Source organism: Nocardia sp. 149-1B, assembly GCF_057747975.1.
This window is the reverse complement of record NZ_CM173233.1, coordinates 617,776-633,409: the sequence shown is the minus strand read 5'-3', so window position 1 is coordinate 633,409 and position 15,634 is coordinate 617,776. Positions and strand designations below refer to the sequence as shown.

General features: G+C 73.6%; 12 protein-coding genes. 6 read left to right on the top strand and 6 right to left on the bottom strand.

Features of this window, described 5'->3' with window-relative positions:
- Positions 1-157: 157 nt before the first annotated feature.
- From AC3ANS_RS02965 to AC3ANS_RS02950, 4 genes are all read right to left on the bottom strand, one after another.
- Positions 158-1,120: an RDD family protein gene (locus AC3ANS_RS02965; protein WP_488294682.1), complete on the bottom strand. Its 963-nt coding sequence runs from the start codon at positions 1,118-1,120 to the stop codon at positions 158-160.
- Positions 1,121-1,128: 8 nt separating this feature from the next.
- Complete coding sequence (locus AC3ANS_RS02960; RefSeq protein WP_488294681.1) at positions 1,129-2,337, bottom strand: FHA domain-containing protein; 1,209 nt, start codon at positions 2,335-2,337, stop codon at positions 1,129-1,131.
- On the bottom strand, positions 2,334-3,158 hold the full coding sequence (locus AC3ANS_RS02955) for a PP2C family protein-serine/threonine phosphatase (protein WP_488294680.1): 825 nt from the start codon (positions 3,156-3,158) through the stop codon (positions 2,334-2,336). Before AC3ANS_RS02955 ends, AC3ANS_RS02960 begins: the two co-directional genes overlap by 4 nt.
- 133 nt (positions 3,159-3,291) lie before the next feature.
- Positions 3,292-4,449, bottom strand: a complete 1,158-nt coding sequence (locus AC3ANS_RS02950) for a trans-sulfuration enzyme family protein (RefSeq protein WP_488294679.1) — start codon at positions 4,447-4,449, stop codon at positions 3,292-3,294.
- A gap of 108 nt (positions 4,450-4,557) precedes the next feature.
- Here AC3ANS_RS02950 and AC3ANS_RS02945 point away from each other — a divergent pair, with 108 nt between their 5' ends.
- From AC3ANS_RS02945 to AC3ANS_RS02930, 4 genes are all read left to right on the top strand, one after another.
- Positions 4,558-5,064, top strand: a complete 507-nt coding sequence (locus tag AC3ANS_RS02945; RefSeq protein ID WP_488294678.1) for an Lrp/AsnC family transcriptional regulator — start codon at positions 4,558-4,560, stop codon at positions 5,062-5,064.
- Positions 5,065-5,568: 504 nt separating this feature from the next.
- The gene (locus tag AC3ANS_RS02940; protein ID WP_488294677.1) at positions 5,569-7,845 is read left to right on the top strand and encodes a helicase-associated domain-containing protein; all 2,277 of its coding nucleotides are present in this window, start codon (positions 5,569-5,571) and stop codon (positions 7,843-7,845) included.
- A gap of 9 nt (positions 7,846-7,854) precedes the next feature.
- Positions 7,855-8,379: a CGNR zinc finger domain-containing protein gene (locus AC3ANS_RS02935; RefSeq protein WP_488294676.1), complete on the top strand. Its 525-nt coding sequence runs from the start codon at positions 7,855-7,857 to the stop codon at positions 8,377-8,379.
- 142 nt (positions 8,380-8,521) lie between these two features.
- Complete coding sequence (locus AC3ANS_RS02930) at positions 8,522-10,162, top strand: DNA repair helicase XPB (protein WP_488294675.1); 1,641 nt, start codon at positions 8,522-8,524, stop codon at positions 10,160-10,162.
- Between the two features lie 117 nt (positions 10,163-10,279).
- On the opposite strand, the gene AC3ANS_RS02925 is transcribed toward AC3ANS_RS02930, so the two are convergent.
- Entirely contained in the window at positions 10,280-10,939 is a 660-nt protein-coding gene (locus AC3ANS_RS02925) for a hypothetical protein (RefSeq protein WP_488294674.1), read from the bottom strand.
- Positions 10,940-11,005: 66 nt separating this feature from the next.
- Here AC3ANS_RS02925 and AC3ANS_RS02920 point away from each other — a divergent pair, with 66 nt between their 5' ends.
- The gene (locus tag AC3ANS_RS02920) at positions 11,006-12,361 is read left to right on the top strand and encodes a TrpB-like pyridoxal phosphate-dependent enzyme (protein WP_488294673.1); all 1,356 of its coding nucleotides are present in this window, start codon (positions 11,006-11,008) and stop codon (positions 12,359-12,361) included.
- A gap of 99 nt (positions 12,362-12,460) precedes the next feature.
- On the opposite strand, the gene AC3ANS_RS02915 is transcribed toward AC3ANS_RS02920, so the two are convergent.
- The gene (locus AC3ANS_RS02915) at positions 12,461-15,190 is read right to left on the bottom strand and encodes an alpha/beta hydrolase (protein ID WP_488294672.1); all 2,730 of its coding nucleotides are present in this window, start codon (positions 15,188-15,190) and stop codon (positions 12,461-12,463) included.
- Positions 15,191-15,361: 171 nt separating this feature from the next.
- Between AC3ANS_RS02915 and AC3ANS_RS02910 the strand changes: the two genes are divergently transcribed.
- A complete protein-coding gene (locus AC3ANS_RS02910; RefSeq protein ID WP_488294671.1) occupies positions 15,362-15,616 on the top strand; it encodes a hypothetical protein in 255 nt (84 codons plus the stop codon).
- Positions 15,617-15,634: the final 18 nt, after the last annotated feature.

The window sequence follows — 15,634 nt, the reverse complement described above, 5'->3', positions numbered from 1 at the left end:
AGATTCCTCCCAATTGTCGGGGCGAGGTACGCCCGAGAGCCTCCCGGGGAACAGGCTCGACAACGGATCACGGTGCCGAGACCACCGTCAGGAGGAGAGCAGTCGACACGCTCGGGCACGGGTAGCGAAAGAGGCGCCGGGGTTCGTTACCGGACCGTTATGGACCCGTTGGCCCCGGACCCGGGTCACGCGACACGCGCATCTCCCGGTCGCCGAGCCGCACCACGTCGCCCTCGAGCAGAGTCGTGGAGCGGCCGGGCGGCAGGTCGCGGGTGGCGCCCTCGCGCACGAGGACCGAGCCGTTGGTCGAGCCACGGTCGGCGACGAGCAGCACCCCGTCGGCGCCGAGCTGGAGCTGGGCATGGGTCTTGGAGAGCGACAGGTCCGCGGACCGCAGGCTGACGAGCCGGCGTACGGTCTCGCCGGGCCGCGCCTCGGGCTCCCGCCCGAGCAGCGTCAGCCCCTCGACGACGACACTCTCGCCGGTGTCGAAGGCGACCCGCCACCGGCCGGCGGGTACGGCGGGCGCCGGCGGCCGTCCGGAGACCGGGCGGGCCGCGGGGGACGGCGGCGGCGCCGACCCGGCCGGTGGGGGCGGCGCCGGCACGAGACGCATCGCCGTGAGGTTGACCATCCCGGGCGGCGCCGGCTCGTCGGGGACCGGCCGGGTGCTCGGGGTGCGGGCGTCCACGACCGCCGAGCCCGCGATCCGGTCGTGCCACCCACGCCGGCGAGCGCCCGGATCCGTGACTGCCGTCCAGGCCAGCACCACCACGCCCAACCCGAACGTCGGAAGGGTCGCCAGCCCGAGGACCAGCTGGCGCCGCAGCGCCCGACCGATGCCGATCGGATCGCCGGTCGCCGCATCGACGAGCCGGATCCGCACGGCCGCCCGGCCGGGCGAGGTGCCGGTCAGACCGGCGATGACGGCGAAGACCGCCCCGACGAGCAGCACCACGCCGGCGATCGTCAGCGCCCCGGTCACCGGGTGGTCGCGCTGGACCGGACGGAGCACGGCGTAGACGAGCGCGACATCCGTCGTCCACGCCACCAACCGATCGACGGCGAAGGCGTAGAACCGTCGGTCGAGCTCGGCCGGGGGTGGCACGGGCCGGGTCATGGCACCGGTCAGGGGCTCGCGACGTGGATGGTGACCCCGTCGCCGAGGTCGACGACGGCACCCGGGATCAGCTGGACGGCCACGCCCGCCTGGAGGCTCTCCGGCGGCAGACCCGGCTGGACGAGCAGGGTGCCGTTGGTGGACCCCAGGTCGATCACCACCGCGGAGCCGTGGTCGGCGCCCGACCCGGGCCGGACCTCGAGGTGGGTGGAGGAGATCTCGTGGTGTGGGCTGGGAACCGCCACCAGCAGGGGCTCCTCGGTGAGCGTGTGACGCCGGGGCTCCGGGGCCCGCCCCACCAGCACCGACCTGTCGACCAGGACATCCGCACCGCTGGAGAAGACCAGGCGTGCCACGGGCCGGGCGGTGACCGGCGGGGCCGGGACCTGGCCGGCAATGCCCGGCCGGGCGTGACCGAGCCCGGCAGGGTCGGCGGCACCCGCGCGGGTCAGCCCGTCGTGGTCCGCACTCCGGTGGGCGCCGGCCTCGAGCGAGGACGCGGTCGGCGCCACGACCGGCGCCGCGATGGGTGGCACGACGGGTGGCACGGCAGGCATCACCTCGGTGAGTGCACCGTCGAACAGCTCCGGCTCCGGCTCGGGCTCGGGCTCCGGTGCCAGCGCTGGCTCGGCTTCCGGCACGGGCACGGGTTCGGGCTCCGGTGCCAGCGCGGGCTCGGCTTCCGGCTCGGGCTCGGGCACGGGTTCGGCCTCGAGCTCCGGTTCCGGCTCGGGCTCCATCGCGAGCGGCGGGACGGAGACCGGCACCTCGGGCGCAGGGAGGACCGGGGGCCACTCGGCGGTGGCGATGCGCACCAGCCCGCCGGTCACCGCCAGCTCCTCGGGCGCGCTCTCGTCACCGACCTCGATGCGGGTGCGGGTGACACCGCTCAGCGTCCGCTCGACCCAGGTCGTCGCGCCGTCGCCCTCGACGTGGACCACCTCGTCGGCGGTGGCCAGGTGGGCCCGGGCGGCACCGCGGAGCACGACCCGGGTCCGGTCCCCCTCGCTGCTGACCAGCACGAAGCCCGGCAGGTCGCGCAGCCCCCCGGAGATCAAGGCGTCGAGGGTCTCGTCGAAGCCGGCGCCGTCGTCGACCAGCTCCCAGAGCGCGGCCACGCGCGGCTTCTCCGACGGCGGCAGCACCACCACGGCGTGGTCACCGAAGATGCCGAACCAGTCCCCACCACGGAACGACCAGGTGCGCGGGTCACTCACGGCAGCTCTCCCAGCTTGTCCTCGAGACTCGTCCGACCAGGTCCGGACTCGTCGACGTGCTCCGCGACCGATCCCACCACATCGACGACGACCGCGGTGGCGTTGTCCTCACCCCCGGCCTCCACCGCCGCGGCCACCAGCCGGGCCGCCGCCTCGGCCGGGTCGGCGTGGGCGGCGAGGATCGCCGCCATCTCGGTGTCGTCCAGCATCCCGCTCACGCCGTCCGAGCAGAGCAGCAGGCGCTCGGCCTCGACCAGCGACACCACGAAGAAGTCGGGCCCACCGCCGGTCGAGTCGCCCAGGGCCCGGGTGATCACGTTGCGTTGGGGATGGGTCGCGACCTCCCCGGGATCGAGCCGACCGGCGTCGACGAGCTCCTGCACGAGACTGTGGTCGATGCTGACCTGGACGAGCCGCCCACCGGCGAAGCGGTAGATGCGGGAGTCACCGAGATTGGCCAGCAGCCAGGTCGGCCCGTGGTCGTCCTCGACCAGCAGGGCGGCCACGACCGTCGTGCCGGCCGACCGTCCGCGGGCGACCCCGGAGGCGCGCTGGGCGGCGGCGTACTCCGCGAGCCGGTCGGTGCAGGCGGCCAGCGTGGCGGTCACCGCTTCCGCGCCTCGGCGCGGGTCGTAGCCCGTCTCGGCCAGGCGGCCGAACTCCTCGACCACGATCGCGCTCGCCACGTCGCCGCCCTCGTGACCGCCCATCCCGTCGGCGACGACGAACACCGGCGGCCGCACCAGGTAGGCGTCCTCGTTGACCTCGCGCACCCGGCCGACATCCGTGGCGGCTCCGTGTCGGATCTCGACCTGGTTCATCGCCACACGGCCCCTCACGGCTCCGGGCACCCGGGGGTGCTGACGCCCGGCGACCCCGACCGGACTCAGTCCCCTAGTTTCCCCGCCCGCGCGGGTCAAACACCACCCGTCACGGGGTGTGGATCGTGGTGGGTCAGCGCAGGGCCTGCTCGAGGTCGGCCCACAGGTCCTCGACGTCCTCGAGCCCCACCGAGAGGCGGAGCAGGCCCTCGCCGGGCCGGGCGGCCGCCTCGACCGGGCGATGGGTGAGGCCGGCCGGGTGCTGGATCAGCGTGTCGACGCCCCCGAGCGAGACCGCGTGCGTGATCAGCCGGCAGCGCTGGGCGGTACCCGCGGCCGCGGCGTACGCCCCCGCGAGCTCGAAGGCGAGCAGGCTGCCGGGACCGCTCATCTGGGTGCCGACCAGGCCGGCGGGGTCGCACGCCTTGAGGCCGGGGTACATCACCCGGGCGATCGCGGGGTGCTCGACGAGCCGGCCGGCGAGCACGGCCGCCGTCTCCTGCTGTGCCCGAACCCGCAGCGGCAGGGTCTGCAGCCCACGGTGGAGGTCGTACGCCGCGCGCGGGTGGAGCAGGCCGCCGGTCAGGGCGCGGACCTGGCGCAGACGCACCTGCCAGTCCTCGCCGGCCGCGACCACCCCGCCCATCGCGTCGCCGTGACCGCCCATGAACTTCGTGGCGGAGTGCAATACCAGCGCCGCCCCGTGGGAGCCGGGCCGTTGCAGCACCGGGGTGGCGAAGGTGTTGTCGACGAGGACCGGCACGGCGCCGGCCTGGGCGACCACCGAGTCGAGGTCGACGAGGTCGACGGTCGGGTTCGCCGGCGTCTCGACGATCACCAGGCCGGTCTCGGGGCCGATCGCCTCGGCGATCCGGTCGGCCGTGGCCCAGGTGACGCGGGTGCCGAGCAGACCGGTCGCGAGCACGTGGTCGGTGCCGCCGTACAGCGGGCGGACGGCGACGACGTGGGGACGGCCGGCGGCGACCGTGGCGACCAGCACCGCGCTCAGCGCGGCCATGCCGGTGGCGAACGCGACCGCGCCGGGCAGGCCCTCGAGACCCGCGACGGCCCGCTCGAACCGGTCGACGTTGGGGTTCCAGAGCCGCTGGTAGACCAGCGAGCCGACCCCCTCCGGTCGCCCGCCGGTGGCGAGCTGCTCGTAGGCCGCACCGCCGCCCTCGACGCTGGGCAGCGGGTACGTCGTGGAGAGGTCCAGCGAGGGGACGTGCACCCCGAGGGCGACCAGGTCCTCGCGGCCGAGGTGGACGGCATCGGTGTCGAGGCGGCTCATGGGACCAGGGTCGATCGCCCACGTCGATGCCACAACGGTCATGCAGATCCTTCGCACAGCACTCGGCGGACCGCAGGATCTTCGGTGCGGGCGAGGTACTGTGCCGTGGTGCCGAAGAACGCGCCGCACCTCTCCCCCGGCCCCGCGCCCCGCGAGCGCCCGGTGCTCGACGAGGTCGACCGGGCCCTGGTCGACGCCCTGGTGCGCGACGGCCGGACCCCGAACGTCGAGCTCGCCCGGGCCGTCGGCATCGCGGAGTCGACCTGCCTGGCGCGGGTCCGCAGCCTGCGCGAGCGCGGCATCGTCACCGGCGTCACCGCGGACGTCGACCTGGCCCGGGTCGGTCTGCCCGTGCAGGCGATGGTGACCGTCCGCTTCTCGGGCCACCTGCGCGCGGACGTGGACGCGTTCGGCGAGGAGGTGACCGGCCTGCCCGGCGTGCTGGCGGCGTACAACATCTCGGGAGCCAACGACTTCCTGGTGCACGTGGCGACCTCCACCCCCGAGGCGTTGCGCGACTTCGTGCTCGACAACCTCACCGGTCGGCCCGGGGTCGTGCACGCCGAGACCAGCCTGGTCTTCCACGCGACGCGCGGACGTGCCGTGCTCGGCTGAGCCTGGATCCACCGACTTGCGGCGTCGCGAGCGTCACCAGATGGGTGGGCTGGCAAGGCGTCCGGCGCGAAGGCATACCGGGGTCTGTTGAGCGTCGGCAACGCAGCCAGCGTGCCCAGATGGTGGCGCGCAGCAGGCGGAAGTCGGTGGATCCAGGCTGAGCCTGGTTCCACCGACTTGCGGCGTCGCGAGCGTCACCAGATGGGTGGGCTGGCAAGGCGTCCGGCGCGAAGGCATACCGGGGTCTGTTGAGCGTCGGCAACGCAGCCAGCGTGCCCAGATGGTGGCGCGCAGCAGGCGGAAGTCGGTGGATCCAGGCTGAGCCTGGTTCCACCGACTTGCGGCGTCGCGAGCGTCACCAGATGGGTGGGCTGGCAAGGCGTCCGGCGCGAAGGCATACCGGGGTCTGTTGAGCGTCGGCAACGCAGCCAGCGTGCCCAGATGGTGGCGCGCAGCAGGCGGAAGTCGGTGGATCCAGGCTGAGCGCCCGGTAGCGTTGCAGAGATGTCCACGACCGGGTTCCGCACGCTCGCCGACCAGCTGCGCAGCTGGCCGGACGACCGGCTGTCCCGGCTGCTGGTGGCGCGCCCCGACCTCGCCACGCCGGCACCCCACGACTCCGCCCAGCTGGCGTCGCGGGCCGCCACCCGGTCCTCGCTGCTGCGCGCTCTCGACCAGCTGACGACGGCCGAGCTGAGCGTCCTCGACGCCCTGGTGGTCGTCGGCCAGACCACTGACGCCGGCGTGGCCTCGGTCGTGCGAGCGGCACCCGAGTCCGTCGAGGCCGCACTTGGCCGGCTCCTCGACCTCGCGCTCGTGTGGGAGGCACCTCCCGGCGTACGCGCCCTGACCGCGGTGGCCGAGGCCCTGACCCAGGGCGGCGGCGCGACGGTGGTCAGCGGGCTGCGGCCCGTGTCGGAGGAGCCGCCGGCGCCCGAGGACGTACGCCGGCGCCTGGAGGAGCTCTCCCCGGCCGCGCGGGCGCTCCTCGAGCACGTGCTGGCCTCGGGCGGCGAGGCGACCACGGGGACGGCGCGGCACACGGTGCTCCCCGAGGACGCCGAGACCCCCGCCGAGGAGCTGCTCGCCCGCCGGCTGCTGGTGCCGCGCTCTGGGGGCGTGGTCGTGCTGCCCGGCGAGGTAGGCATCGCGCTGCGCGGCGGCCGCACCACGACCGAGCCGGTCGACGAGGAGCCGGCCCTGGCCACCTCGGCGCGCGCCGCGACGATCGTCGACCGGGCGGCCGCGGGTGCGGCCTTCGAGGCGGTGCGGCGGGTGGAGCTGCTGCTGGACCAGTGGGGTCTCACCCCGCCGAGCGCGCTGCGCAGCGGCGGCCTCGCCGTACGCGACCTGCGGGCGACCGCCGCCCAGCTGCACGTGGACGAGCCGACCGCCGCTCTCCTGGTGGAGGTGGCGGCCGCGGCCGGGCTGCTCGCCACCGCCGCGGACCCCGACGGCAACCCGGCCTGGATCCCCACCGACGCGTTCGACCAGTGGACCGCCCAGCCGGTCGTGGACCGGTGGGCCGCACTCGTGCGCGCCTGGCTCGACAGCCCGCGGCTGCCCGGGCTGGTGGGGTCGCGCGACCCCGCGGGCAAGACCTGGAACGCGCTCGCGCCCGAGCTCGCCGGGGTCCACCAGGTCGAGAGTCGACGGATGGCGCTCGACGCCCTCGCCGAGCTGCCCGAGGGCGAGGTGCTCGCCACCGGGACCGGCGTCCCGTCGCTGGTCAACCGGATCACCTGGCGGCGGCCGCGCCGCCCGCGCACCCGTGCCGACCAGGTCGCCTGGGCGGTCGACGAGGCCACCGCGCTCGGGCTCGCTGCGCTCGGTGGGCTGGCGACGTACGCACGTCAGCTGCTCGCCGGCGACGAGGCGGCCGGGCTCGCGATGTTGGCCGGGCTGCTGCCCGACCCGGTCGACCACGTGCTGCTCCAGGCGGACCTGACCGCCGTGGCGCCCGGACCGCTGGAGTCGCAGCTCGCGCGGCGGCTGCAGCTGGTGGCCGATGTCGAGTCGCGGGGCGGAGCCACCGTCTACCGCTTCACGCCCGCGTCCGTACGCCGCGCCCTCGACACCGGCTGGAGCGCGGCCGAGGTGCACGACTTCGTGGCCGGGGTCTCGCGCACGCCGGTCCCCCAGCCGCTGACCTATCTGGTCGACGACACGGCCCGCACCTTCGGGAGCATCCGGGTGGGACATGCCGAGGCGTTCCTGCGCGCGGACGACGAGGCGGCGCTGACCGAGCTGCTGCACCACCCGCGGGCCTCGACGCTGGGGCTGCGGCGGCTCGCCCCGACCGTGCTGATCAGCTCGACCCCTCTCGACGTGCTGCTCCCGCGGCTGCGCGAGCTCGGGGCGGCCCCGGTGGTCGAGGCCGCCGACGGGACCGTGCACGTCGCACGGCCCGACCTGTTGCGCGCCCGCACGCCCCGCGAGCACCGGGTGCGGGCGGCGCGGACGGCCCGGGAGACCGCGCACGCGGCGCACGCCGTCACCGCGATCCGGGCCGGCGACCGGGCCGAGTCGACGCGGTCCGAGGGGCCGGCCACGGTGCTGACCCCGAGCGGGTCGATGGCCGCGCTGCGCGAGGCGGCCGAGGCCGGCGACACCGTGCTCATCGGCTACCTCGACAACCAGGGCACCCGCTCGGAGCGCCTCGTCGACCCGGTGCGGGTCGAGGGTGGATCGCTCACGGCGTACGACCACCGCTCCGACGACGTCAGAACCTTTGCTGTGCATCGCATCACGACCGTCCTCCCGGTCACGCCGGATCCGTAAGATTGAATCGTGGACTTCATCCGGTACGCCGAGGCCGCCGCGGCCCTCCTGAACGCCGACATGGCCGATGTCGACGACCTGGTGGCGTACCTGCACGGTCGCGACCGGCTCGCCGAGGAGGCCACCGACCGCGACTGCATGCTGCTGCGCAAGTTCCAGCGCGAGCTGCGGCCGGTCTTCGAGGCCGGCACGACCGAGGACACCGACGCGGTGGTCGAGCGGCTCAACGACCTGATGGCCCGGCACCCCGTCACCCCGCGGATCTCCGCACACGGCGGCGACCTCCACCTGCACGTGGCGACCGAGAACGCCAGCGTCGCGGAGCTGCTGGTCGGCGAGTCCCTGCTCGGCCTGTCCACGCTGGTCTGCGACCTCGGCCCCAACCGGCTCGGGGAGTGCGCCGCGCCGCGCTGCAGCGACGTGTTCGTCGACACCTCCCCCAACCAGTCGCGCCGCTACTGCTCCGAGCGCTGCTCCTCGCGCGCCAACGTCGCCGCCTTCCGGGCCCGGCAGAAGGCCGTCGCGTCTGCGTGATCGGCTCCTCGGCTCGCCGCGAGTTTCGTCGACCGACCGACAGAACTCGTGCTGGGACGACGCAGTTGCGTCGTCCAGGGCCGAGTTTCGTCGGCCGGCCGACGAAACTGGCCGACCGCCCACCACCCCCTAGGATCATGAAGTGAATGACGGCCCCCTGATCGTCCAGTCGGACAAGACGCTGCTGCTCGAGGTCGACCACGAGCGCGCCGCCGACTGCCGCAAGGCGATCGCGCCGTTCGCGGAGCTGGAGCGCTCGCCCGAGCACGTCCACACCTACCGGCTCACCCCGCTCGGCCTGTGGAACGCCCGCGCGGCCGGCCACGACGCCGAGCAGGTCGTCGACACCCTGCTGGAGTACAGCCGCTACGCCGTACCGCACGCGCTGCTGGTCGACGTGGCCGAGACGATGGCCCGCTACGGCCGGCTCCGGCTGGAGAAGAACCCGATCCACGGCCTGGTGCTCGTGAGCAACGACCGCCCGGTGCTCGAGGAGGTGCTGCGCGCCAAGAAGATCGCCGGGATGCTGGGGACCCGCATCGACGACGACACCGTCGCCGTGCACGCCTCCGAGCGCGGCAACCTCAAGCAGGCGCTGCTCAAGCTCGGGTGGCCGGCGGAGGACTTCGCCGGGTACGTCGACGGCGAGGCGCATGCGATCGCGCTCGACGAGACCGCGTGGCAACTGCGCGCCTACCAGCGCGAGGCGGCCGAGTCGTTCTGGCACGGCGGGTCCGGTGTGGTCGTGCTGCCCTGTGGTGCCGGCAAGACCCTGGTCGGCGCGGCCGCGATGGCCCACGCCCAGGCGACCACGCTGATCCTCGTCACCAACACCGTGTCCGCGCGGCAGTGGAAGGACGAGCTGATTCGGCGTACCTCTCTGACCGAGGACGAGATCGGGGAGTACTCCGGGTCGGTCAAGGAGGTCCGGCCGGTCACCATCGCGACGTACCAGGTGATGACGACCAAGCGGAAGGGCGTCTACCCCCACCTCGAGCTGCTCGACGCGCGCGACTGGGGGCTGATCGTCTACGACGAGGTGCACCTGCTGCCGGCCCCGATCTTCCGGATGACCGCCAACCTGCAGGCGCGGCGCCGTCTCGGCCTCACCGCGACGCTGGTGCGCGAGGACGGCCGCGAGGGCGACGTGTTCTCGCTGATCGGGCCCAAGAGGTACGACGCGCCCTGGAAAGACATCGAGGCGCAGGGCTGGATCGCCCCGGCCGACTGCGTGGAGGTGCGGGTGACGCTGCCGTCCTCGGAGCGGCTGGTCTACGCGACCGCCGAGCCCGAGGAGCGCTACCGGCTCGCGTCGTGCACGCACCACAAGGTCGACGTCGTGCGGTCGCTGGTCGAGTCGCACCCCGGCCAACCGACGCTGGTGATCGGCCAGTACATCGACCAGCTCGACGAGCTCGCCGCCGCCCTGGATGCGCCGGTCATCAAGGGCGAGACCCCGGTCAAGGAGCGGCAGCGGCTCTTCGACGCCTTCCGGTCCGGCGAGGTCGGGCTGCTGGTGGTGTCGAAGGTCGCGAACTTCTCCATCGACCTGCCCTCGGCCGAGGTGGCGATCCAGGTGTCGGGCTCGTTCGGCTCCCGCCAGGAGGAGGCCCAGCGCCTCGGCCGGCTGCTGCGCCCCAAGACCGAGGGCCGCACCGCGCACTTCTACACGATCGTCTCGCGCGACACCGTCGACGCCGAGTTCGCCCAGAACCGGCAGCGCTTCCTCGCCGAGCAGGGCTACGCCTACCGGATCGTGGACGCGGAGGACCTGCCGGCGTAGGGGGTCGGCGCGGCGTCGGCTTCCCCGGGTACCCGGGGAAACCATCACTGTTCGGCCGAAACTTCACCCCAGAAGTGCAGGGATTGCCCGACCAGTCCTCGGAGTACGGCGTTCAGGTCAGGCGTCGAGGTCGTCGTCGACCTGAAGGAGGTCGTTCTCGAACCCGGTGCGCCCCAGGTCGCCACCGACAGGGACACAACGCACGACCACACCGGTCTGCACGTCGAGCGCCACCTCGTGGTGGTCGGGGTACCGCCCACCAGCGAACCTCTCGCCCCACTCCTCGCGGTCCACCGCCGCCGAGGAGAGCAGCGAGCAGCACCCGCACCGCGGCTCGTAGCCCGCCAGCGGGTCGACCCACGCCTCCCAGGTCGGGCGGCCGCCGCGCTCGTCAACCCGCAGGTCGCGGACGTCGACGTCGTGGCTCAGCTCGACCGGGTCGAGCATCGCGACCCAGGAGTAGTTCTCCCAGAACAGCCCGTCGTCCTCGACATCCGGGGGCCGCGACGCCACCAGCCCGTCGGGGCGGTACGCCGGCTCCGGCGGCTGCCAGGAGCCGGTCGGGCGGCCGTCGGGGCGCTGGGTGTCCAGGTTCAGCGGCACGGGACGGCCGTCGGCGGCAACGAGCCGGATGCCGTCGGGTCGGACCAGCCAGGCCTCGACGTGCTCGCCGTACGACCCGTGCAGGCTCCCCGAGCGGTGCACGAGGTGCAGCGACCTCCAGCGCCAGGGAGAGCTGCGCGCCAGGGCCAGGAAGTCGCCGACGGACGGGGTCATCCAAAGCAGGCTAGGCCGGTGAGACGCTCGGTGCCCACGGGGTTTCGGCATCGCTACGCTGCGGCCATGAGCGACGACCAGGTCATGTTCACGCTGGACGAGTCCGAGCAGGTCACCCACTGGTACAACGTCGTGGCGGATCTCCCCACCCCGCCTCCCCCGCCGCTGCACCCGGGCACCCACCAGCCCGTGGGCCCCGACGACCTCGCGGCGCTGTTCCCGATGGAGCTGATCCTGCAGGAGGTCAGCACCGAGCGGTACGTCGAGATCCCCGAGCCGGTGCGTGCGGTCTACCGCCAGTACCGTCCGAGCCCGCTCTACCGCGCCCGCCGCTGGGAGCAGAAGCTCGGCACCACGGCCCGGATCTACTTCAAGTACGAGGGCGTCTCGCCGGCCGGGTCGCACAAGACCAACACCTCGGTGCCGCAGGTCTACTACAACTCCCTGCACGGCGTACGCCGGCTGACGACCGAGACCGGCGCCGGCCAGTGGGGCACCGCGCTGGCCTACGCGTGCTCGCTGTTCGACATCGAGTGCGAGGTCTGGCAGGTGGGCGCGTCGTACGACTCCAAGCCCCAGCGCCGCACCCTGATCGAGGTCTTCGGCGGCACCGTGCACCGCTCACCGAGCCAGCTCACCGAGTCCGGCAAGGCGTACGCCGAGGGCCACCCCGGATCGCTGGGCATCGCGATCTCGGAGGCGGTCGAGGTGGCCGCCCAGGACGAGACCACGAAGTACGCCCTCGGCTCGGTGCTCAACCACGTGCTGCTGCACCAGACCGTGATCGGCGAGGAGACGCTGCGCCAGCTGGGCAAGGCCGGCGAGTCCGGCGCGGACGTCGTGATCGGCTGCGCGGGCGGCGGCTCCAACTTCGCGGGCCTCGCGTTCCCGTTCCTCCGCGAGAAGCTCGCCGGCGCCCAGAGCCCGCGCATCCTCGCCGTCGAGCCCACGTCGTGCCCCACGCTCACCCGTGGCGAGTACCGCTACGACTTCGGCGACACCGCCGGGCTCACGCCGTTGATGAAGATGTACACGCTCGGCCACGACTTCGTGCCCTCACCGATCCACGCGGGCGGGCTGCGCTACCACGGCATGGCGCCGCTGGTCTCCCACGCGGTGCACGAGGGGTTGATCGAGGCGACCGCCCTGCACCAGAGCGAGTGCTTCGAGGCAGCACTGGAGTTCGCACGCACCCAGGGCATCGTCGCGGCGCCGGAGTCGTCGCACGCGCTCGCCCAGGCCCGCCGCGAGGCGGTCGCCGCCACCGAGTCCGGCGCCGAGCCGGTGATCGTCGTCGGGCTCTCCGGCCACGGCCTGCTGGAGCTCGGTGCCTACGAGAGCTTCCTCGCCGGACGCCTCGAGGACGACCCGCTCTCCGACGAGGACCTCACCGCGGCGCTGGCGGGCGTCCCGCAGATCTGAGGCACTGCCCGGCCTGGTGGGCAGAACCATCACTTGTGGGCTGAAGTTCCGGCCCACAAGTGATGGTCTCCCCGGCCGGCCGGGGAAACCTCCCCGCCGTCAGTCCGACGGCGCGACGAACACGGTCCGCGTGTAGACGCGCTTGCCGATCTTGAGCCGCAGGGTCAGGGACTCGCGTCCCTCGGCCTCGGCGTCGCGGCGGATCGGGATCGTGATGTCGACGCTGCGCGCGCCCGCCCGCATCCGCTCGAACACCATCGGTCGCAGCGACCAGAGCGGCTTGCTGACGTCGGCGTCCGCCCCGACGTACCGCTCGAGCCACGAGCTGGTGACGTCGCCGCCAGTGACCGGCGAGGGGGCGCCACGCACGACCCGGCCGTTGACGTACTGCTCGTAGTCGACGCCCTTGTCGAGCGTGATGCGCCACACCGCGGACTCGCCCTCCTGGACGGTCTTCGAGACCGTCGAGACGGTCGTGCGGGGCGTCGGGTCGTCGTCGAGCACGATCAGGCGGCCGAGGTAGCTGTCGGTCATCACGTTGCGCGTGGCCCAGGTCGTCACGGTCGTGATCGACGCGTCCGGGTCGTCGACCCGGTCGGGGGTGTAGCTGATCGGCACCTCACCGGTCTTCTGCCCCGGGGCGAGGTCGAGCTGGAAGCGCTGCACGCTGCCGCGCTCCTGCCCGGCCGTCATCACCACGATCCGGGCCGGCCGCGTGAGGTCACCGACGATGTGGAACGGCAGGTACGCCGTCGCCGGGCCCCGGCGGTTCCCCTCGGGGATCCGCAGCGTGCCCAGGTCGACCGTCGGCAGCCGCAGGTCCGGCACCGCGGCGAGCGTGGCCGGGGCGGAGGCCAGGTCGGCGACCCAGACACGGCCCTTCGCGCTGGCGCTGACCAGGTCGACCCGGACGATCTTGGTGAGGTCCACCCCGGTGGCGGTGGACGGGTCCACGGCAAGCGTCTGCGCCCAGTACTTCTGGGTATCGACACTGGCGGTGATCGCCGGCAACGCGCCGTACGTCGAGTCGAGCACGGCCGAGGCGCCGGCGGCATCGGTGATGCGCACCCGCAGGTCGGCGGCGCTGAAGGCCGGGTCGACGATCGTGCGCAGCTCGAGGCGTCCGGTGCTCAGGTCGAGCGGGTCGTCGAGCAGCAGCCCTCCGGACTGGCCGGCCGCGGTCCACGACATCTCGAAGAACGTGCGGGCCGGGACGTGCTCGTACTCCTCGGGCCAGTGCGGGCGGACCCCGGCGTAGTCCATGCCCTGCGTGCAGGACGAGACCCGGTTGAACGAGCTCGTGCCCTGGCACAGCCGGGTCCGGGCGCCGTCGGGCAGCGCGCGGGTCACGTCGACGCCGGGCGCCCGCTCGTCGCGGCCGCCGCCGATCGCGTGGCTGAGGACCTGGGCGTCACCGGTCGAGGCGACCCGCGCGCGCGAGCCGTCGAACAGCGGCAGCAGGTCCTGCTCGCCGCCCGCGAACAGGTGCACGGCACCGGCGACGTACGCCGTGCCGACCGCCTGCTGCTCGCGCGGCGTGAGCCGGTCGGGGTTGCGGGTGCCGCACGCCCCCTTGCGCTCGCCGCCCCAGTCGTCCCAGGCGGGCGCCTGCGCGAGGCCGGGCGTCCACTCGGTGTTGAAGTAGTTGTGGTTGGCGCCCATCACCAGCACCGAGCTCTTCAGCGAGGTGTCGCCGGTGGTCAGGTCACGGGCGGTGTCGGTGAACTTCTGGCCCTGCAGGTCGCTGACGTCACCGTCGCAGAACGGCAGCAGCGTGACCGTCGGGACGTACGGCGCGGTCTGAGCACCGAAGTCGGTCGGGGCGATCAGCACCTGACCGACGATGCGGTAGGGCGCGCTGAGCGGGATCTGGACCGAGGCCCGGTTGACCCCCTCACCGCCGCGGCTGTGCCCGACGAGCACGACCCGGTCGAGGTCGACCTGGTGGGCCGCGGCGATGTCGGCCCAGTGGTCGAGGTGGTGCTCGACGATCTCGGCGCGCGCGTCCGCGCCGCCGTCGGGCAGCCGCCAGTCCTGGCCGTTGATGCCGTTGACGCGGATCGAGACGGTCGCGTAGCCCTGGGAGGCCAGCACCTGCTGGATGTAGTCGTAACCGAGCTGGCTGGGGATGTCCTGCAACGGGGCCTGGCAGGGCCAGTCGCCGTACGCCTCGGGGTCCTTCGGGTCATAGCACACGCTGTGCCGGCCGTGCAGGAACAGCACCAGCGGGCGCGGACCGGTCGCCGCGTCCGCGGCCGGCTCCACCACATGGCCGACCATCTCGATCGGGACCGGCATGCCGGGCAGCTTCACCGGGTCGAGCTCGTAGTCACTGGTCGACACGGGGTACGGGCCCGGGGTCGCGGGGTCGACCGCCAGCGTCGTGGTGCCGGGCAGGTCGAGGCTCTTGCCGGGCGTGGTCGCGGCGCGGTAGCGGTCGTCGCCGCGCGTGTCGAGCCGGTCGCCGGAGAGCAGCACGTCGTACGCCGCGGTGTCGGGGCGACTGGTGGCGGTGACGACCGCGCGGACCGTGCGGCCGTCGGCGTCGAGCTCCGGGGTCCCGATCAGGGCGTCGGCCGGGCCGACGATCGTGGGGCGGTCCGAGGTGAGGGGGAACCGGCTCGGCGAGCGCCAGGACACGACGTACCGGCCCTGGCCGAGGTCCTGCACCTGCCAGGTGCCGACCTCGGTGGCACCGATCGAGCCGCTGTCACTCGGGGATGTCCCCGGGGACGCGGCGACCGCTCCCCCGTTCAGAGCGGCGGCGGTGAGGGTGGTGGCGGCGAGCGCCGCCAGAGCTGCAGCGGCGATCCGCCGGCGAGGTCCCATGCCTGGCCACTATGCCGTTGCCGAGGGCTCGCCGGGGCAAAACCCGGTCCGCGGCGCCGACATGTGACCGGGGCGACGCTCCGGAGGACACCCGGGCAGCGGTCTGGTCCGGCACCCTCGGATCGCCGTGTTCGCCGGACCGCCCGGGTGAGGGATATCTACCGTCCCCGCATGGCCATTCGCAGCTTCTTCGCCGCCCTCGTGATCGCCTGGGCCGGGTTGGTCGCCGTCCCCACCACGGCGCACGCCGTACCGGTCGCGGCCGCTCAGATGACCCACCCGTGCACGCACACGTCCAGCGGGTCCTGCATCCGAGGCGGGGAGTTCTGCCCCCAGTCCTCCTACGGGCACAGCGGCTGGGACGCCCAGGGCCGGCGCTACGTGTGCCGCGGCGACCGCACCCACCCGCACTGGATGGTTCCCTAACACCGCTGGCCGGCGGGG